The following is a 19,242-nucleotide window of genomic DNA, read 5'->3' on the forward strand; positions in this document are numbered from 1 at the left end:
ATAAACGTCACGCTGTGAGGGTCCAGCTTTGAATTTCCAAAAGATCAGATTGGCTGCGGGCCTGTATTTTGTTGCCACTCCGATCGGAGCCGCGCGCGATATTACGCTCAGGGCGCTGGATGTTCTGGCATCGGCCGATGTGATAGCGGCGGAGGACACCCGGAGCCTGCGGCGGTTGATGGAAATCCATGGCATCCCGCTGGAGGGTCGGCATATCCAGGCCTACCATGATCACAGCGGCGCCGGGGCGCGTGGCAGACTTATGGATGCCCTGGCACAGGGGCAATCGGTCGCCTATGCATCCGAGGCGGGTATGCCTCTGATCGCTGATCCGGGATATGATCTGGGCAAGCAGGCGGCCGAAGCCGGGCATATGGTGACCTGTGCGCCCGGGGCATCCGCCGCCATAACAGCGCTGACCCTGGCGGGTCTGCCTACGGATTCATTCTTTTTCGCAGGTTTCTTGCCCAATGCATCGGGCGCACGCCGGACCCGGATTGAGGCGTTGAAAAACATACCAGGCACCTTGGTGTTCTATGAATCCCCGAAACGCGTCTCGGCCAGTCTTGCAGATCTTGCCGAATGCCTGGGGGCAGACCGTCAGGCGGCTTTGTGTCGTGAACTGACGAAAAAGTTCGAAGAAATCCGCCGTGAAAGCCTTGCCGATCTGGCGGCAGAAATTCAGGAAAAACCGGTGAAGGGCGAGATTGTTCTGCTGGTAGACCGCAGCCATTCGCAAAGTGTTAACGAAGCCGACGTAGAAGAGGCTTTGAAGCGAGCTTTGGAAACCCACTCGGTTCGGGACGCAGCGGATCTTGTTTCAGAAATGTATGATCTGCCGCGCCGTCCGATCTACCAGAAAGCTCTGAAACTGGGAAAGGGATGACATGGGGCGGCGTGCAATTCAGGGCTTGGTTTCCCATCAGGCGGGGCAGTCGGCCGAACTTCGGGTCGCCACGGACTACGAGCGCCGGGGCTTTGCAATTGCGCATCGCCGGTGGCGGGGCGCCGGTGGCGAAATCGATCTGATTGCGCGGGACGGTGACGGGCTTGTGTTCATCGAGGTCAAGAAAAGCTCCAGTTTCGAAAAGGCTGCGGCCCGGATCAATCAAAGACAAATTGACCGAATCTGTGCCTCGGCCGCGCAATATCTGGAAAACGAACCGGGTGGACAGCTAACAGATGTCCGTTTTGATGCGGCACTGGTCGATGGCACTGGCGCGGTTCAAATCATCGAAAACGCCTTCGGTCACGCCTAAGCCCCATTGAACCCTCAGGCCTGCTGGGCCATGTATCTTGCGTGAAACTGAGGGACACGCCATGAAAATCGCCTTTCAAATGGACCCAATCGGGGCCGTGGACATCAACGCCGACAGCTCATTCCGTCTGGCGGAAGAGGCGCAGGCGCGCGGTCATTCGTTGTTTTTCTATGGGCCGGATCAGCTGGCCTATCAGGAAGGTCGTATCACGGCGCGCGGCCATGACATGACCGTACAGCGGGTCGCCGGCGATCCGGCGGTTCTGAGCCCCGAACGTGAAGTTGACCTGGCGGATTTCGACGTGGTCTGGCTGCGTCAGGATCCACCCTTTGACATGCATTACATCACGTCGACCCATCTGCTGGACCGCCTGAAAGGGCAAACGCTGGTGGTCAACGACCCGTTCTGGGTTCGGAACTATCCTGAAAAGCTGCTGGTTCTGGATTTTCCCGACCTGACCCCGCCGACAACGATTGCCCGTGACATAAAAACGATCAAGGCGTTCAAGGAAAAGCACGGCGACATCATCCTCAAGCCGCTTTATGGCAATGGCGGCGCGGGCGTGTTCCGCCTGGATGCCAATGATCGCAACCTGACCTCTCTGCACGAGCTGTTCACGGGGTTCTCGCGCGAGCCTCTGATCGTGCAAAAATTCCTGCCGGATGTCAGCAATGGCGACAAGCGGGTGATCCTGGTGGATGGCGAACCTGTCGGCGCGATCAACCGGGTGCCGGCCGCGGGCGAAACGCGCTCAAACATGCATGTGGGCGGTCGCCCGGAAAAGATCGGTATGTCACAGCGTGATCTGGAGATCTGCGCCGCCATCGGGCCGCTGCTGAAAGAAAAAGGTCAGATTTTTGTCGGGATCGACATCATTGGCGACTACCTGACCGAGATCAACGTGACCTCGCCCACCGGTATTCAGGAGCTGGAACGGTTCGACGGCGTGAACATCGCCGAGAAGATCTGGCAGGCGATTGAAGCCAAGGTCTAAGCCATGACCCGGGCGCTGATGCGAAAGCTCAGCGCCTCTGCCACATGTGGTCTGCGGATGTCGGCTGAACCGTCCAGGTCGGCGATCGTCCGCGCCACCCTCAGGATGCGGTGAAAGGCACGTGCCGATAACCCGAACCGATCGGCTGCTTTCAGCAAAACCGCTTTTCCTTCGGCGTCAGGTGTTGCGATCTGTTCCAGAACCTTGCCTTCGGCGTCGGAATTCTGGCGCAGGTTTGGCATTCCCCGAAACCGCTCTGCCTGAAGGGCGCGGGCGTTTTCAACCCGCGCGGCAACTGTCGCCGAGCTGTCGCCGGATGGGGGCAGATCAAGATCGGTGAAGCCCACAGGCGGAACTTCGATCCGCAGGTCGAACCTGTCCATCAGGGGCCCCGAGATACGGTTCAGATAGTCCTCACCGCAGCCGGGTGCGCGAGAGCAGGCTCGCGATGGATCCGTCAGGTAGCCGCATTTGCATGGGTTCGCAGCGGCCACCAGCATGAAACGGCAGGGGTATTTCACATGGGCATTGGCCCGCGCCACCATGACTTCGCCGGATTCAATTGGCTGGCGCAGGGTTTCCAGAACCGTACGCGGAAATTCGGGGAACTCATCCATGAACAGCACGCCGTTATGCGCCAGTGAGATTTCACCGGGTTTGGCGCCTTTGCCACCGCCGACAATGGCTGCCATCGACGCCGTATGATGCGGTTCCCGAAAAGGACGGGTGCGGTTGATGCCGCCTTCGTCCAGCAACCCGCACAGGGACTGGATCATCGAAGTTTCCAACGCTTCGACCGCCGTGAGCGGAGGCAAGATGCCCGGAAGCCGTGCAGCCAGCATGGATTTGCCCGATCCCGGCGTACCGATCATGATCAGATGGTGACGCCCGGCTGCCGCGATTTCCAGGGCGCGCTTGGCACGTTCCTGTCCCTTTACATCGCGCAGATCCCGCACGCTGGGCGTCAGATTCACCTCGCCGGGTTGTGCCGCTGGCAAAGGGCACTGTCCCGAGAAATGGCGGACGACATCGCCCAGGGAACCCGCGCCGATAACCTGAGTGGCGTCGACCCATGCCGCTTCGGCGCTGGAGGCTTTGGGACATAGCAACATGCGATCCTCGGACGCTGCCGTCATGGCCGCGGGCAGGGCGCCGACAACAGGCACCAAAGAGCCATCAAGCGACAACTCTCCCAGTGCAACCGTTCCTTCGGCGGCATCGGCCGGGATGATTTCGAGCGCAGACAACAGCGCGACCGCGATGGGCAGGTCGAAGTGGCTGCCTTCCTTGGGCAGATCCGCAGGAGACAGGTTGATCGTAATTCGTTTCGAGGGCAGGGCGATGGCCATCGCACTCAGCGCGCTGCGGACACGGTCGCGGGCTTCGGATACGGCCTTGTCGGGAAGGCCCACGATGGAAAAGGCCGGCAAGCCGGGCGATACGGCACATTGCACCTCGACCGGGCGGGCTTCGACCCCTTGAAAGGCAACAGTGTGGGCGCGGGCAACCATGGCAGTCCTGTTCTTGGTTAACAGGACGTTGCTGCCATGGTTGTGGTTTAAGAGTCGTTAACGGTTGCGCGCAAGGCAGCGAATTTGGGCCACGCGTCGGGATCTGCAACGGTTTTGTCGCGGCAGAACGGATTGCAGAAGCCCCAGCATTTGCCGTCCAACTCCAAAAACTCCACGACGGGTTTGCCGGAATAGGGGCAAACTTGGTTGATTGACGGGCCGGAGACCGGCTTGGCGGTTGAAACCCCTCCGATCGGCCAGGGCTTGGACGGCAAGTCCTGACGATAGGGAAAAGGGTCGTATCTGACGGTCAGGCCCATTGCGCGCCATTGTCTGACGGCGGGGTCTGACAACAGGTCCAGGCAATAGGTTCGGTTGGCCCTTGAAACTGGCAGTCCATATCCGATGATCCGCGCTGCGACAGGTGTGTAAAACACGTCCGCCAGCGAATACGTGCCAAACAACGGGCCTTGTTCCGCACCGGACACTGTGCGCGCATGGTCCCAGAGTGTTTCGATACGAGCCAGATTTGCCAGTGTTTCATCCGATGGGTCGAAACCCTGCCAGACATGCAGCAATTGCATCGGGCATTCGCCTCGTAGGGCACCGAACCCTGCCACCATCTCGGCGCACAGCCAGCGGGCGGTTGCCCGGGCGGCGGGATCTGATGGCCACAACCCGGCATCAGGGTGGTGCTCGGCCAGGGTTTCAGCCATGGCCAGGCTTTCGCCGACCACAGTTCCATCCGGCAGGCGCAGGGCAGGTACAAGTCGCGCTGGAGCCAGGGAAGCCATATCCTGTGCCATGGTGCCCGAATACAGGCCAATCATGTGGCTTCTATGGGGCAGGTTGAATTTCTCAAGCATCAGCCAGCCACGCATTGACCAGCTGGAGAAGAGGCGGTCGCCGATATACAAATCATACGTCATACGCAGACGATGCCGCAGGTTCACAGCCCGGTAAAACAGTGATTTGTGCGGGGTCTGTTCACGGAAGGTGATTGATTGTACCGACGGACCACCTGCCTGCGTCGATCAGGATATCCGTCACCGACAGGTTGTCGATTCGGTGTGAAAAGGTCTGTTGTCCATCCAGATCAAGGGCGCGCTGTACCTGGGTGAGGATAACGCCGAAATGCGCAACGATGACCAGATCGCGGCCTGAATGTGCTGAAACAAGCGTGTCGATCGCCGCGTCGACCCGATTGCGGACCTCGTTCCAGCTTTCACCTAGCGGCGGGCGGACATCGCCGGGGTTGTCCCAATAGGCAAAGGCCAGTTCCGGGTCTTCGGCTTCGATTTCGGCAAACCCGCGCAACTCCCAGCGACCAAAATGGATTTCCCGCAAGCCCGGGTGATGAGGAAGACGTTGACGTTGGCCTTGGATGGCCGTTGCCGTGTCAACTGCCCGTGACAGATCGGACGAGATCACAAAGGCCTCGGGCGGCAAATGGTCGTGCAGTCGGTTCAGTGCGGCTGTATCGCTCAGGTCAGCGGGCAGGTCGGACCAGCCGACCATGGTTTTCGCATGTGTCGGCCCGTGTCGGACAAGGTGAAGACGCGTCACGGCAATTGCCCTTTCAGAACCAAAGGCAACCCGGCGGTGATCTGCACCACCAGATCGGCCTGCGCTGCAAGCGCGATGTTCAGCCGCCCCTGGGCTTCGCGAAACCGCCGGGCCAGGGCGTTGTCCGGGACAATGCCGTGGCCAACTTCGTTCGAGACCATCACGATTTGCGCCGGGCATGCGCGCAATGCTTCAAGCAGGGCGGTTTGTGCGGCTTCCAGATCGGTTTCGGCCAACAGGTGGTTGCTCAGCCACATGGTGGCGCAGTCAATCAGGCAAATCTGATCGGGCGACAACGTGGCCAGAACCGGCCCCGGATCGAAGGGCTCTTCAATCGTGGTCCAACCGTCGCCGCGTTGCGCGAGATGGCGCTCGACCTTCTGGCGCATCTCGTCATCAAACACTTGTGATGTCGCAAGGTAAACTTGGCTTTTCCCCCGAGAAACAACCAGTTCTTCGGCGAAAACCGACTTGCCCGACGCGGCCCCGCCCAGAACCAAGGTTAAATCCGGCGACACAATACTTACCTATAGTTGATCCGATTGGTGCTGTTTTGCGTAAAGGTCATAGGTCGGCAAGGCAAGTCTGACCAGTACCTGCAAACAGGGGAGAGGTTTATGGCACTGGATAATGCGACGGACTTTTCGATGTCCCGGCAAGCAATGAAGGCCGAGTTGCTGGATGCGGAAACTGAACTGAAACTGGCTTATGCCTGGCGTGATGAGCGTGATGAAAAGGCGTTGCACCGTCTGATCACCGCCTACATGCGTCTGGCGATTTCGATGGCGGCCAAGTTCAAGCGCTATGGCGCGCCGATGAATGATCTCATTCAGGAAGCGGGCCTTGGCCTTATGAAGGCCGCGGACAAGTTCGATCCGGATCGCGGCGTGCGTTTTTCGACCTATGCCGTTTGGTGGATCAAGGCAAGCATTCAGGATTACGTGATGCGGAACTGGTCGATGGTTCGGACCGGGTCAACCTCATCTCAGAAATCGCTGTTCTTCAATATGCGCCGTGTTCAGGCCCGGCTGGAACGCGAAGCCGCCACCGAAGGTCAGGAACTGGACCGTCATCAGTTGCATCAGATGATCGCCACGGAAATCGGCGTGCCGCTGCGCGACGTTGAGATGATGGAAGGCCGCCTGTCCGGCTCTGATTTTTCGCTGAATGCGGTTCAGTCCGCTGATGAGGATGGGCGCGAGTGGATCGATGCCCTGGAAGATGACCGCGAACAGGCAGCCGAGGCCGTTGAGCACAGCCACGATACCGAACAATTGCGCAAGTGGTTGTTGACGGCGATGAGTGCCTTGAATGATCGCGAGCGTTTCATTGTGCGCGAGCGCAAGCTGCGAGACCCCGCTCGAACCCTGGAAAGCCTTGGAACAGAGCTGGGCCTGTCCAAAGAACGTGTGCGACAGCTTGAGGCCGCAGCCTTTGCGAAGATGCGCAAGAACCTTGAAGCCCAGTCGCGCGAGGTGCAACACTTCCTCGCATGAAACAGTTTGCGATTCTTGCGTGTGTTCTTGGTCTTACGGTTGCGGCAACGCGACCGGGGCTGGCAGAAAGACTTGTTCCCGCTGATGCAATGTCCGTGATGCGGGATGCTGATGTCGTGATATTGGGAGAAGTTCACGACAACCCGACGCATCATCTGGTGCAGGCCGAAGCTCTCGAGGCTGTTTCACCCTCGGCCGTCGTCTGGGAGATGGTCACCGAAGAGGGCGCGCAAAGGCTCGCGCAGAAAGCTGTGTCCAACCCAGAGGAGCTGAGCCGCATTCTGAAATGGGCTGAAAGTGGCTGGCCTCCGCTCAGCATGTATTATCCGGTGTTCGAGGCGTCAGGCGCGCCGGTTTACGGGGCCATGGTTCCGCGTGCTGCCGCGCGTGCCGCGATGGAACGCGGGGCCGCCACGGCGTTGGGTGCAGACGCGGCGCGTTATGGCCTGACGGTGCCTCTCTCGCCCGAGGAACAGGCCGCGCGCGAGGCCGACCAGTTGGCGGCGCATTGCGATGCGCTTCCGGCTGAAATTCTGCCCCAGATGGTTGCGATCCAGCGCCTGCGCGATGCTGTGCTGGCCCGTGCGGTTGTGCGTGCGATGGACGAAACCGGGGGTCCGGTTGCCGTGATCACCGGAAACGGTCATGCGCGAAAGGATCGGGGCATACCGACCTATCTTGCGCGCCTCAAGCCAGGTTGGAAAGTCGTGGCCGTCGGACAATCCGAAGATGGAGCGATCGAAGGAGAATTCGATATCGTGATTGACAGCCCTACAGCCGAGCGCGAAGACCCCTGTGCGGCCTTTCAGGTTCAGAATTAATCGCTGGAACTACCTGCGGGCCTTGCCTAATGTCGGGGCCGACCGGGACAGGAAGGGCTGAACATGCTGTCATCCAAACGCATTCTGCTGATTATCGGTGGCGGAATCGCGGCCTACAAGTCGCTGGACCTGATCCGCAGGTTGCGCGAGCGTGGCGCGGACGTGACCCCTGTATTGACGCGCGCCGCGGAAGAGTTCGTGACGCCGCTGTCGGTATCGGCTCTGGCAGGTGAAAAAGGCTTTCGCGATCTGTTTGACCTCACCGATGAGGCCGAGATGGGGCATATTCAACTGTCCCGCTCTGCGGATGTGATTGTTGTGGCCCCCGCAACGGCGGATCTGATGGGCAAGATGGCCGCAGGGCTGGCCAACGATCTGGCCTCGACCCTTCTGATGGCCACGGACACGCCCGTTCTGTGTGCGCCCGCGATGAATGTGCGGATGTGGACCCACCCGGCAACACAGCGAAACCTGAAGCAGTTGCAAGCGGATGGCGTGCGCTTTGTGGGCCCGAACGAAGGCGACATGGCCTGTGGTGAATACGGCCCGGGGCGCATGTCCGAGCCGATGGAAATTGTTGCGGCAGTTGAGGCTCAGTTGTCTGCGGGGCCTTTGGCGGGCAGGCGAGTGCTGGTGACGTCCGGCCCGACGCATGAACCGATAGATCCGGTCCGGTATATCGCCAACCGGTCGTCCGGGGCTCAGGGTGCGGCCGTGGCGCGGGCGCTGGCGGATTTGGGGGCCGAGGTGACCTTTGTGACCGGCCCGGCAGATGTGCCCCCCCCGGCGGGCGTGCGGGTCGTACCTGTCGAAACCGCGCAACAGATGTCTGATGCGGTTGATGCGGCTCTGCCCGTCGACGCCGGAATATTCGCGGCTGCGGTCGCGGATTGGCGTGTCGCCAGCGCGTCGGACAAGAAGCTGAAGAAAAGCCGCGATGGCCTGCCGGTACTGGAATTCGCCGAAAACCCGGACATTCTGAAACGTGTTTCCAGGATGGAAGCGAACCGTCCGCCGTTGGTTGTCGGTTTTGCGGCCGAGACCGACAATGTGGTCGAACACGCCACGGCCAAGCGCCTGCGCAAAGGCTGCGACTGGATCGTCGCCAACGATGTCAGCCCTGCAACAGGCATTATGGGCGGGTCAGAAAATGCGGTCATACTGATTTCGGACAACGGGGCCGAGGAATGGCCCCGCATGGGCAAAGACGAAGTTGCCCGGCGTCTGGCGGCGAAAATCGCGGATGCGTTGGCAGGCTGAAGGAAAGGCAAGGGCATGGTTGCAATCCGGGTGATCCGCGAAGACGGGGCAGACCCCGCCGTGGCGCTTCCCTCTTACGAAACCTCGGGGGCGGCCGGCGCGGACGTGCGTGCCAATCTGCCCGGCGGCGCGCCGATTACGCTGGACCCCGGTCAGCGGGTGCTGGTGCCGACCGGCCTGCGCATTGAAATCCCGCAAGGGTATGAGGTTCAGGTTCGGCCCCGCTCGGGCCTTGCGTTGAAACATGGGATTACACTGCCCAACACGCCGGGCACCATCGACAGCGACTATCGTGGGCCGTTGGGCGTGATCGTGATGAATGCGGGCCAGGAACGGTTCGAGATCGCCCACGGCGATCGTATCGCGCAGCTTGTGGTCGCGCCGGTGGTGCAGGCCAGGTTTGAACTGGCTCAGGCGCTGGGCGAAACCGATCGCGGGGCTGGCGGTTTCGGCTCGACCGGGCGCGGCTGATGCTGTTGGTTTTCATCCTGGCTGCGGGGCTTTGGGGTGTCGGTTATATCGCCGGCACGTCGAAAAAAGCGCGCATGGTTTCCGTGAGTGTGCTGCTGGCCGGCGTCATACTGTCCCATCTGATCTTGCCGGATGGGCACCCTCTTCGCGAAGCAACCGGCGGGTCTGCGGCGCTGTGGCTGATCCTCGTGGGTTTCGTGGCGCTGGCTTTGCTGTATGGCAGAGTACTCAAAGCCTTGCGCAACCGTGCAGTTTCATCTGCGGACCCGGAGCCCGACATGCCGTCCGACCGATTTACCGAGACCGAGCTGGACCGCTATGCCCGCCACATCGTTTTGCGTGAACTGGGTGGACCTGGTCAGAAAAAGCTAAAAAAAGCCCGCGTTCTGGTGATCGGCGCTGGTGGTCTGGGTGCCCCTGCGCTGCAATATCTGGCGGCAGCAGGCGTCGGCACGATTGGTATCATCGACGATGACGTCGTCGAGAATGCCAACCTGCAACGGCAGGTCATTCACCGCGACGCGGATATTGGAATGCCCAAGGTCTTTTCGGCCCAGCAGGCGATGCAGGCGCAGAACCCGAACGTCGTTGTTCTGCCCTACCACCGCCGTTTGAGCGAGGAAATCGCCACCGATCTGTTTGCAGATTTCGATCTGATCCTTGACGGGACCGACAATTTCGAGACCCGGTATCTGGCCAACCGAACCGCCGTCGCGCTGGGCAAACCGCTGATATCGGGGGCTTTGTCACAGTGGGAAGGTCAACTGAGTGTGTTTGACCCGGCCAATGGCAGCCCCTGCTATCAGTGTATCTTCCCAGAGGCCCCGGCCCCCGGTCTGGCCCCTTCCTGTTCCGAGGCCGGAGTGATCGGCCCGCTGCCGGGCGTGGTTGGGTCGATGATGGCGGTCGAGGCGATCAAGGTAATAACGGGCGCCGGCATGGCGCTGCGCGGCGAGATGCTGATCTATGACGCGCTGTATGGCGAAAGCCGCAAGATTGTTCTGACCCGCCGGGACGATTGCCCTGTTTGTGGCATGAGAAACGATTAACCTTTCTTTACACGGGGTGGGTGTTCTGGAACACCCGGCCATGGCGACATAGCTATGGGATCAAAGGAGATCCGCATGACCAACCCGATCCTGTCCAATTGGACCACACCGTTTGAAATCGCCCCTTTTTCCGATATCTCGGATGATGATTTCTCGCCCGCACTGGAGCAGGCGATGAAAGAGCATAACGCCGAGATTGATGCGATAGCTGCAAATCCGGATACCCCCACATTCGCCAACACGATCGAGGCGCTCGAGGCTGCGGGCGGGCAACTGGACAAGGTCCTGTCAGTCTTCTTCACGATTGCGGGCGCGGACAGCAACCCAAAGCGGGAAGAACTGCAACGCGCGTTTTCCCCCAGGCTTTCAGCGCATTTTTCGGGCATTTCTTCAAACAAATCGCTGTTCAAGCGTGTTGCCGACCTATGGGCACGGCGCGATGATCTTGACCTGACCGAGGAGCAGGCGCGTGTGCTGATGTTGACCCACCGGGGCTTTGTGCGTGCCGGCGCGGCCTTGGAGGGGGACGAAGACGCCCGTATGCAAGAGATCAAGTCGCGCCTCGCGTCGCTGGGCACGGCGTTTACCCAGAACCTGCTGGCGGATGAACGGGACTGGTTCATGGATCTGACCGAAGAGGATCTGAACGGCCTGCCGGATTTCGTCGTGGACGCGGCACGTGCCGCGGGGCAGGAGAAGAAAGCCAAGGGACCAGTGGTCACCTTGTCACGGTCGCTGATCGTGCCATTCCTACAGTTTTCGCCCCGCCGGGACCTGCGCGAAAAAGCCTATCGTGCCTGGGCCGCGCGCGGTGCCAATGGGGGCGAGACCGACAACCGAGACATCGCGGCCGAGATCCTGGCCTTGCGCGAAGAGCGCGCCAAGCTTCTGGGCTATGACACGTTCGCCGACTACAAGCTGGAAACCGAGATGGCGCGCACGCCGGATCGCGTGCGTGAGCTTTTGATGCAGGTATGGGAACCGGCCAAGTCCCGCGCAGATGCCGACGCAGGTGTTCTGACGCAGATGATGCAGGAAGACGGCATCAATGGCCCGCTGGAAGCCTGGGATTGGCGGTACTACGCTGAAAAGCGGCGCAAGGCGGAACACGATCTGGATGAGGCCGCGTTGAAACCCTATCTGCAACTGGATCGCATGATCGAGGCTTCGTTTGCCTGCGCCAACCGGCTTTTCGGGCTGGAATTCAAACCGTTGGACGTACCCCTCTATCACCCGGATTGCCGGGCTTGGGACGTTACCCGCGACGGGCAGCATATTGCCGTGTTTATCGGAGACTACTTTGCGCGAGGGTCCAAGCGGTCAGGTGCCTGGTGCAGCGCGATGAGGGCGCAGGCCAAATTCCCAAAGAAACAGACACCGGTTGTCATCAATGTCTGCAACTTCGCCAAGGGGGATCCCGCCTTGCTGTCCTATGATGACGCGCGGACCCTGTTTCATGAATTCGGCCATGCCCTACACCAGATGCTGTCCAACGTGACATATGAAAGCATCTCGGGCACGTCCGTGGCGCGCGATTTCGTCGAATTGCCCAGCCAGCTTTACGAACACTGGCTGGAAGTGCCAGAGGTCCTTGCCGAATTTGCGACCCATGCCGAAACGGGCGAGCCGATGCCGCAGGAAATGCTGCAAAAGGTGCTGAAAGCGGCCAATTTCGATCAGGGATTCCAGACGGTGGAATATGTCGCCTCGGCCCTTGTCGATCTGGCCTTCCACGATGGCGAGGCACCGGCAGATCCGATGGCGAAACAGTCGGAAGTTCTGGCCGGGTTGGGGATGCCGAAGGCCATTGGAATGCGCCATGCCACTCCGCATTTCGCGCATGTCTTCGCAGGCGACGGCTACAGCTCGGGCTATTACAGCTATATGTGGTCCGAAGTGATGGATGCCGACGCCTTTGCCGCCTTTGAAGAGGCGGGTGGTGCCTTTGATCCGGAACGCGCCAAGGCGCTGGAGGACAACATCCTGTCCACTGGCGGTTCGCGCGAGGCAGAAGACCTGTATCTGGCGTTCCGGGGAAGACTGCCGGGGGTTGACGCCCTGTTGAAAGGCCGCGGTCTGATCGCGGCCTGAAATCAGTAGCCCAATGTGCGATCCACCAGGTGCACGAAGGGCTCTCCGGCTTCGCCACGCCGGATGTTTTCGCAAATGACCTGCGCGGCTGTGACCGGGCGGGTCTCGGACGCGATATGAGGGGTCACGGTCACGTTCGGATGTGACCAATACGGGTGGTCGGGGGGCAGGGGCTCGACCCGGAACACATCCAGCGTCGCGTGACCGACCTGACCCGAGTTCAAGGCATCCAGCAGCGCTTCGTCATCAATCAGGGGCCCGCGACCCGGGTTGATGATCCGCGCGCCTTTGGGCAGCAGGGCCAGCGTTTCAGCATTCAACGCGTTTTCCGTGGCAGCGGTGTCAGGCAGTAGCAGAACCAGTATCTCGGCCCGGGAAAGCGCATCACGCAGCCCGTCAGGACCGTGCAGACAGGTTACGCCGGGGATGTCCTTGGCGGTGCGGCTCCAGCCAGTGACCGTGAAATTCAGCGAGGCCAGGGCGCGGGCCGCGGCTTCACCCAACGCGCCGAGGCCCAGAATGCACAGGTTGCGCTGCTGCGCCAAAGGTGGGGCATCCGGGGCCCAGACGCCATCCTGGATGGTGATGTGGCGATCCATTCCCAGATGATAGCGCAGCACATGGCCCACCACCCATTCGGTCATTCCCTGCGTCAGCCCGTGATCCACCATCCGTGCCAATGGGACGCTCAGCGTGTCATTGTCCGCGATCTTTTCGACACCGGCCCAAAGGCTCAGAACCGCCTTCAGGCGCAAAAAGGGCAAAAAATCCAGTAACCCGCCATTCGGAGCGTAGACAACGTAATCAACCTGATCCGGGTCAAATTCCGTACTGATCTCCGCCTCTACGCCAGCTTCTGCAAGGTATCGAGTGAGCAGCGGTTCATACACGGGCCACAGGGCAGGGCGCGCGGAAAACAGAACGTTTACGGGCATCGGGGGCCTTTCAGATCAGCGGGGGCGATGGATATGAGCGCTTTGGACGATGCCGAACGCGGCCATCAGCACCAGCATGGCCGATCCGCCATAGCTGACCATTGGCAGTGGGACGCCCACGACCGGTGCCATGCCCATCACCATCGACATGTTGACGGCAAAGAACAAGAAGAAGTTCAGCGCGATGCCCAGAGTAACCAGAGAGGAGAACCGATCCTTGGTGGCCAGCGCGGTCGCCATGCAGAACACAAGGATCAGGGCATAGAGAACCAAGAGCGTGATGCCCCCGACAAAGCCGAACTCCTCGGCGAGGGTGGTGAAGATGAAATCGGTGTGTTTCTCGGGCAGGAAGTTCAGCCGGGATTGTGTACCCTGCATGAAACCACGCCCGTTCCAGCCCCCCGATCCAAGGGCGATCTTGGATTGCGTGATGTGATACCCGGCACCCAGAGGATCGGTAGAGGGGTCAAGAAACGTGTCGATCCGGCGGAACTGATAATCCTTGAGCAACTGCCATTCGGTCCCGCGACTGTTGAACACGGCGGCGATCAGACCCACGACGGCGGCAATGACGGCTGCAAAGTAAGCCCAGTGGACACCTGCAAGAAACATCAGCCCGCCACCGGCGGCCAACAGCAGGATCGACGTGCCGAGATCCGGTTGCTTCAGAACAAGCAAGGTGGGCAGAACAATCAGGGCCACGGGGATGAAGACCCAAAGAGGGCGGGACGTCTTGTGCGATGGAAGCCAGTCGTAATACGCCGCCAGAACCATGACCAGGGCCACCTTCATGACCTCTGAGGGCTGAAGGCGCATGAACCCAAGGTCGATCCAGCGCTGTGCGCCCATGCCGATGGTGCCGAACAATTCCACGAATACCAGCAATGCGACCGACCCGAGATAGGCCAGAACGGACATGTTGCGCCAGAACCAGATCGGAACCAGAGCAATGATGAACATCGCGATCAGGCCAAGCCCGAACCTCTCCATCTGCGGCTCGGCCCAGGGTGTCCACGACCCGCCTGCGACCGAATACAGCATCAGGAACCCTGCGCTGGCGGTGCTGATCAGCAGCAGGGTCAGCGGCCAGTTCATGTACAGGAACTTCCGAAACCCCGACGGCGTGGATTTCACGGCATATTCTAGATAGCTCATGCGCGGTCCTTTCCGTCTGGACGCGCTTTGGGGCGACGGTCGCCCTCGAGCCGTTTTTGCTGTTCCTTGATGCGCTCGCGGTCGGCAACCGGATATGCCTCAAGCGGCGGAGTACCGTTGTAGAGCGCCTGAAGCATGATATCGCGGGCCACCGGTGCCGCCGCCTTGGACCCGCCGCCGCCATGTTCAACGACCACGGCAACCGCGTATTTCGGATTGTCATAGGGCGCGAAGCAGACGAACAACGCGTGGTCGCGACGTTCCCATGGCAGGTCTTCGTTGCGGATCACGCCGGCGGCACGTTCGGCCTTGGTGATGTTTCGAACCTGACTGGTGCCGGTTTTGCCGGCCATGCGGAACTCGTCCGCGATGATGCGGCTGCGATAGGCAGTCCCCCGCCGGTCGTTCGAGACCGAATACATGGCCTTGCGCACCTGTTCCAGATTGTAGGAATTGATGTCCAGCGGTTCCCCCGCGCCCGAAGTCTGTTCGATACCGTCGATCGAACGCACAAGCCGCGGTGTCACAGATCGGCCGGTGGCGATACGAGCCGTCATTACGGCCAGTTGCAGCGGTGAGGCCAGCATGAACCCTTGCCCGATGGACGCGTTGGCCGTGTCGCCCACCAGCCAATCCTGACCGTGTGTCCGCTGCTTCCATTCCTGATTGGGGGCAAGTCCAGCGGCAACCGCCGACATCGGAATATCGTGCTTGACGCCCAGCCCCAATGTACGGGCCATCTCGGATATCTTGTCGATGCCCACCCGCAAGGCCACGTCGTAGTAATAGACGTCGCAGCTGCGTTTCAGCGACAGGTTCAGATCAACCGTGCCATGCCCGCCGCGCTTCCAGCAGTGGAACCGGCGGCTGCCGACCTTCAGGTGCCCGGGGCAATACACTGTGTTGCCGGGACCTATCACGCCAGCCTCCAGCGCGGCCAATGCAGTGACCATCTTGAACGTCGACCCCGGGGGATAAGTGCCTTGCACGGACTTGTTGGCCAGGGGGCGATACTTGTCCTGCGTCAACGCCCGATAATCAGCGACCGAGATACCGCGCACAAACAGATTTGGATCGAAACTGGGTGTAGAGCTGACGGCGCGCAGATCCCCGGTTTCGCAATCCAGAACAATGGCAGCCGCGCTTTCACCTGCCAGCCGCGCTTGCGCGTATTGTTGCAGGTCGGCATCGATCGTCAATTGCAGGTCCGCACCGGGCTGACCTTCCTGCCGGTCCAGTTCGCGCATGACGCGCCCGGTGGCGTTGACTTCGACACGCTTTGCGCCGGCTTTGCCACGCAAGGCAATTTCCTGTTTGGCCTCCAACCCGACCTTGCCGATCTGGAACCGGGGAATCCGCAAAACCGGCTCGGGGTCTTCGAGCTTGCTGAGATCATAGTCGCTGACCGGGCCGACATAGCCGACGATATGGGCGAAATCCTCATAGCGTGGGTATTGTCGCGTCAGGCCGACCTCGGGCGTCACACCCGGCAGGGCCGGGGCATTGACCGCGACTTTCGAGATGTCTTCCCAAGTGACCTGATCCGCCAGAGTCACTGGCAGGAACGGCGCTGATCGGCGCATTTCGGTCCGGGCGCGCTCGATCTCATCATCGTTCAGCGGGATGAGTTCCGACAATTTGGCAATCACCTTGTCGACGTCACCTGCGTCTTCACGCACGATGACGATGCGATAGGATGGTGAGTTCTGACCGATGATCTGCCCGTTGCGGTCATAGATACGTCCACGGGTTGGCGGGATCAGTCGAATGTTGATGCGGTTTTCTTCGGCCAGCAGGCGATATTCGTCGGCCTGATCCACCTGCATGAAACGCATCCGTGCGGCCAGCCCGCCGATAAAAGCCGCCTGCAAACCGCCCAGCAGCAGCGCCCGGCGTGGCAGGCGTTTATAGGCAAGGCCCGGCGACTTGGGTTTGCGTTGCTTCATGCCCTGCCTCCTACGGCTCCGGCATCCGCAGCAGACAGGCGGTGGACGCCAAATACGCTTTGGGTCAGCAGCACGATGACCGGGTAGAAGGCGATTGTCAGCACAAGTTGAATCACCACTGGCCACAAGGCGGCCTGCTGGACCGACAAGATCGACAGGACGACTCGGTTCATCAAAAACACCATGGCAATCACCACACCGACCGACATCCATTCTCCGACAAATCCGGTGTCCTTCATACCCGGGGCGGCAGCGCGCAGATAGGCTGCGCCGAACACCACCAGCGCGGCCAGAAGGCCGGGCGGGCGTTGCAGCAGCAGATCCGCCATCAGCATGACAAACGCGACCAACAGGGTGGGCACATAATCGGGGCGCCGCAACACCCAGGCAAAGGTCAGCGCAATCAGCACATCGGGAAAGGGCCAGCGATCCGGTTGCGCGTCAAGCGGCAGCAAATGCAGGAACAGCACGACAAAAGCCAGCGCTGCGTAAAGGCCGCGCATGGCCCAGTTGTATGAGGCGGGCCTATCCATCACTTACCTCATCCGGTACAAGCGCTGTTTCGGGTCGCGTTGGTCCGACGATCCCACCCGGATCCTGAATCGGGGGGGGCGAATGGAAGCGCAGAACACGAAGAAACTCGAGCCGTTCAAAATCCGCCGAAAGGCGAACGCGCAGGCGGCCGCCCGGATCCGCGGCGATCTGGCCGATCAGCAGACCTGCCGGAAAAACGCCACCGTCGCCGGATGTGATCACTCGATCACCGGGACGGACCAGCTCTCGGTTTTCCAGGAACTCGACCACTGGGGCCGGGGTGTTATCTCCTTTGATCAGTGCGGTCTGGCCAGAAGGCTGGATCGTTGCCGGAATGGCGCTGGTCGCGTCCGTCACCAGGATCACCCGAGCCGTGTCCGGCCCGACTCCGGAAATGCGGCCAACCAGCCCGATCCCGTCCATCGTGGCCCATCCATCGACGATCCCGTCGCGCTCCCCCACATTCAACAGGACGGACTGCCGGAAGGGTGACCCGCTGTCGGCCATCACGACACCCGTGATGTATGTCAGGCGCGGGTCGAGGCGGACATTGTTCAGATCCAACAGCCGTGCATTTTCCTGCTCCAATTGCAGTGCGGCCTCTTTCCAGGCACGCATCAGGCGCAGTTCGCTGCGCAACTCGCGGTTCTGCTCGCTCAGGCGCTGGTAGCTTTGGAAATCGCGCACAAGGTTCACAGCGGCAGTCACGGGCACCATGGCCCAATCCATCGACGGTACGACCGCGTCCACCACCTGCGCGCGGAACCGCTCGACTCGGGGGCTGTCGATCCGCCAGACCAGAAAGATGCCCAGCAAGCACAGAATGACGATCCCCAGCAACAAGCGGCGCAGAGGGGTCGTGTAGTCATCGCGCTGTGATCGGTCTTTTGCCACAGGTTACCTTCCCGTGCTGCTCGTGCCGAATTAAGCCTGTCCCTAGAAGGTGCGCGCCTTAGCTTTCGTAGTCAATCGCGTGGCGCAGCTGTTTTTCGTATTCTAGCGCCTTGCCCGTGCCCAAAGCCACACAATTCAGGCTTTCGTCCGCAATGGACACGGCCAGGCCGGTCTGTTCGCGCAGGGCAAGATCAAGATCGCCCAGCAATGCACCACCACCGGTCAGCATGACGCCCCGGTCCACGATATCGGCGGCCAGATCGGGCGGAGTGGTTTCCAGAGCGGTCATCACAGCCTCGCAGATCTGCTGGACAGGTTCCGACAGCGCCTCGGCGACCTGGGCCTGGCTGATCTCGATTTCCTTGGGAACGCCATTCAACAGGTCACGACCCCGGATATGCATCGACTGGCCGCGGCCATCATCGGGCATCCGGGCCGTGCCGATTGTCGTCTTGATCCGCTCGGCGGTGGATTCACCGACCAGCAGGTTCTGCTGACGACGCAGGTACGAGATAATGGCTTCATCCATGCGGTCACCACCGACGCGGACCGAGCGGGCATAGACGATGTCACCCAGCGACAGAACCGCCACTTCGGTTGTACCACCACCGATGTCGACGACCATGTTGCCGGTCGGGTCGGTGATCGGCATGCCCGCGCCAATCGCGGCGGCGATCGGTTCGGCGATCAGGCCGGCGCGGCGGGCGCCAGCGGACAGAACCGACTGACGGATCGCACGCTTTTCAACGGGTGTCGCGCCATGGGGGACGCAGACAATGATCTTGGGCTTCGAGAAAGTCGAACGCTTGTGCACCTTGCGGATGAAGTGCTTGATCATTTCTTCGGCTGTATCGAAGTCAGCAATCACGCCTTCGCGCATGGGGCGGATGGCTTCGATCGAACCGGGCGTTCGCCCCAGCATCAGCTTGGCATCTTCGCCGACAGCCAGAACTTTCTTCACGCCGTCCTTGACGTGATAGGCTACGACCGAAGGCTCAGACAGGATTACACCGCGCCCCTTGACGTAAACCAGCGTGTTCGCCGTTCCAAGGTCGATGGCCATGTCCGCTGTGAACAGGCCGCCCAGATTGCCAAAGATCCCCATGTTTCCCCTGATCCTGTATGTCGGTTTTTCTACTGCCCGCGACTCGACGGTTCCGGGACGGATGACTTATAGGGTGCCATCACGCCCGGTAAAAGGGCTGATTCCGCGACAATCAGCACCTTTCCGCCTTATTGAATGGGACTTTAGAAGGCAAA

At 60.7% G+C, this 19,242-nt stretch carries 19 protein-coding genes; 9 read left to right on the forward strand and 10 right to left on the reverse strand.

Going from position 1 to position 19,242, the window contains the following annotated elements; translation table 11 throughout:
• The first annotated feature begins 28 nt into the window (after positions 1–28).
• The 3 genes from rsmI (at position 29) to gshB (ending at position 2,253) form a co-directional block, all read left to right on the forward strand.
• Positions 29–886: a 16S rRNA (cytidine(1402)-2'-O)-methyltransferase gene (gene rsmI, locus ACR0DJ_RS00980; protein WP_480683586.1), complete on the forward strand. Its 858-nt coding sequence runs from the start codon at positions 29–31 to the stop codon at positions 884–886.
• A gap of 1 nt (position 887) precedes the next feature.
• A complete protein-coding gene (locus ACR0DJ_RS00985) occupies positions 888–1,259 on the forward strand; it encodes a YraN family protein (protein ID WP_480683587.1) in 372 nt (123 codons plus the stop codon).
• Positions 1,260–1,320: 61 nt separating this feature from the next.
• On the forward strand, positions 1,321–2,253 hold the full coding sequence (gshB, locus tag ACR0DJ_RS00990; RefSeq protein ID WP_257599971.1) for a glutathione synthase: 933 nt from the start codon (positions 1,321–1,323) through the stop codon (positions 2,251–2,253).
• Here gshB and ACR0DJ_RS00995 read toward each other — a convergent pair.
• From ACR0DJ_RS00995 to cobU, 4 genes are read right to left on the reverse strand one after another with little or no spacing between them, the layout of a single operon-like run.
• Positions 2,250–3,764 carry a YifB family Mg chelatase-like AAA ATPase gene (locus ACR0DJ_RS00995; RefSeq protein ID WP_480683588.1) on the reverse strand — a complete coding sequence of 505 codons (1,515 nt, stop codon included), beginning with the start codon at positions 3,762–3,764 and terminating at the stop codon, positions 2,250–2,252. The two genes, gshB and ACR0DJ_RS00995, sit on opposite strands and share 4 nt — an antisense overlap.
• 47 nt (positions 3,765–3,811) lie before the next feature.
• Entirely contained in the window at positions 3,812–4,693 is an 882-nt protein-coding gene (locus tag ACR0DJ_RS01000) for a glutathione S-transferase (RefSeq protein ID WP_480683589.1), read from the reverse strand.
• 58 nt (positions 4,694–4,751) lie between these two features.
• Positions 4,752–5,330 (reverse strand): histidine phosphatase family protein, encoded by a 579-nt coding sequence (locus ACR0DJ_RS01005; RefSeq protein WP_480683590.1) that lies wholly within the window; start codon positions 5,328–5,330, stop codon positions 4,752–4,754.
• Positions 5,327–5,848, reverse strand: coding sequence for a bifunctional adenosylcobinamide kinase/adenosylcobinamide-phosphate guanylyltransferase (gene cobU / locus ACR0DJ_RS01010; protein ID WP_425078915.1), 522 nt, complete (start codon positions 5,846–5,848; stop codon positions 5,327–5,329). Before cobU ends, ACR0DJ_RS01005 begins: the two co-directional genes overlap by 4 nt.
• A gap of 99 nt (positions 5,849–5,947) precedes the next feature.
• Between cobU and ACR0DJ_RS01015 the strand changes: the two genes are divergently transcribed.
• The 6 genes from ACR0DJ_RS01015 (at position 5,948) to ACR0DJ_RS01040 (ending at position 12,518) form a co-directional block, all read left to right on the forward strand.
• Positions 5,948–6,826: an RNA polymerase factor sigma-32 gene (locus tag ACR0DJ_RS01015; protein WP_170346408.1), complete on the forward strand. Its 879-nt coding sequence runs from the start codon at positions 5,948–5,950 to the stop codon at positions 6,824–6,826.
• On the forward strand, positions 6,823–7,647 hold the full coding sequence (locus ACR0DJ_RS01020) for a ChaN family lipoprotein (RefSeq protein WP_170346409.1): 825 nt from the start codon (positions 6,823–6,825) through the stop codon (positions 7,645–7,647). The genes ACR0DJ_RS01015 and ACR0DJ_RS01020 overlap by 4 nt, the downstream gene beginning before the upstream one ends.
• 63 nt (positions 7,648–7,710) lie before the next feature.
• Positions 7,711–8,907 (forward strand): bifunctional phosphopantothenoylcysteine decarboxylase/phosphopantothenate--cysteine ligase CoaBC, encoded by a 1,197-nt coding sequence (gene coaBC / locus ACR0DJ_RS01025; protein ID WP_480683591.1) that lies wholly within the window; start codon positions 7,711–7,713, stop codon positions 8,905–8,907.
• Between the two features lie 15 nt (positions 8,908–8,922).
• On the forward strand, positions 8,923–9,378 hold the full coding sequence (dut, locus tag ACR0DJ_RS01030; protein WP_480683592.1) for a dUTP diphosphatase: 456 nt from the start codon (positions 8,923–8,925) through the stop codon (positions 9,376–9,378).
• On the forward strand, positions 9,378–10,427 hold the full coding sequence (locus ACR0DJ_RS01035; RefSeq protein ID WP_480683593.1) for a HesA/MoeB/ThiF family protein: 1,050 nt from the start codon (positions 9,378–9,380) through the stop codon (positions 10,425–10,427). Before dut ends, ACR0DJ_RS01035 begins: the two co-directional genes overlap by 1 nt.
• 75 nt (positions 10,428–10,502) lie before the next feature.
• Positions 10,503–12,518 (forward strand): M3 family metallopeptidase, encoded by a 2,016-nt coding sequence (locus ACR0DJ_RS01040; protein WP_480683594.1) that lies wholly within the window; start codon positions 10,503–10,505, stop codon positions 12,516–12,518.
• Between the two features lie 2 nt (positions 12,519–12,520).
• On the opposite strand, the gene ACR0DJ_RS01045 is transcribed toward ACR0DJ_RS01040, so the two are convergent.
• From ACR0DJ_RS01045 to ACR0DJ_RS01070, 6 genes are read right to left on the reverse strand one after another with little or no spacing between them, the layout of a single operon-like run.
• A complete protein-coding gene (locus ACR0DJ_RS01045; RefSeq protein ID WP_480683595.1) occupies positions 12,521–13,453 on the reverse strand; it encodes a 2-hydroxyacid dehydrogenase in 933 nt (310 codons plus the stop codon).
• Between the two features lie 15 nt (positions 13,454–13,468).
• Positions 13,469–14,608 (reverse strand): rod shape-determining protein RodA, encoded by a 1,140-nt coding sequence (rodA, locus tag ACR0DJ_RS01050; protein ID WP_170346415.1) that lies wholly within the window; start codon positions 14,606–14,608, stop codon positions 13,469–13,471.
• Positions 14,605–16,554 carry a penicillin-binding protein 2 gene (gene mrdA / locus ACR0DJ_RS01055; RefSeq protein WP_480683596.1) on the reverse strand — a complete coding sequence of 650 codons (1,950 nt, stop codon included), beginning with the start codon at positions 16,552–16,554 and terminating at the stop codon, positions 14,605–14,607. The genes rodA and mrdA overlap by 4 nt, the downstream gene beginning before the upstream one ends.
• Positions 16,551–17,087 carry a rod shape-determining protein MreD gene (locus tag ACR0DJ_RS01060; protein WP_480683597.1) on the reverse strand — a complete coding sequence of 179 codons (537 nt, stop codon included), beginning with the start codon at positions 17,085–17,087 and terminating at the stop codon, positions 16,551–16,553. The genes mrdA and ACR0DJ_RS01060 overlap by 4 nt, the downstream gene beginning before the upstream one ends.
• Positions 17,080–17,982, reverse strand: a complete 903-nt coding sequence (gene mreC, locus ACR0DJ_RS01065; protein WP_170346418.1) for a rod shape-determining protein MreC — start codon at positions 17,980–17,982, stop codon at positions 17,080–17,082. The genes ACR0DJ_RS01060 and mreC overlap by 8 nt, the downstream gene beginning before the upstream one ends.
• A 58-nt stretch (positions 17,983–18,040) precedes the next feature.
• Positions 18,041–19,087, reverse strand: a complete 1,047-nt coding sequence (locus tag ACR0DJ_RS01070; protein WP_039523195.1) for a rod shape-determining protein — start codon at positions 19,085–19,087, stop codon at positions 18,041–18,043.
• Positions 19,088–19,242 lie beyond the last annotated feature (155 nt).

It is taken from the genome of Ruegeria sp. BF10 (assembly GCF_056538725.1).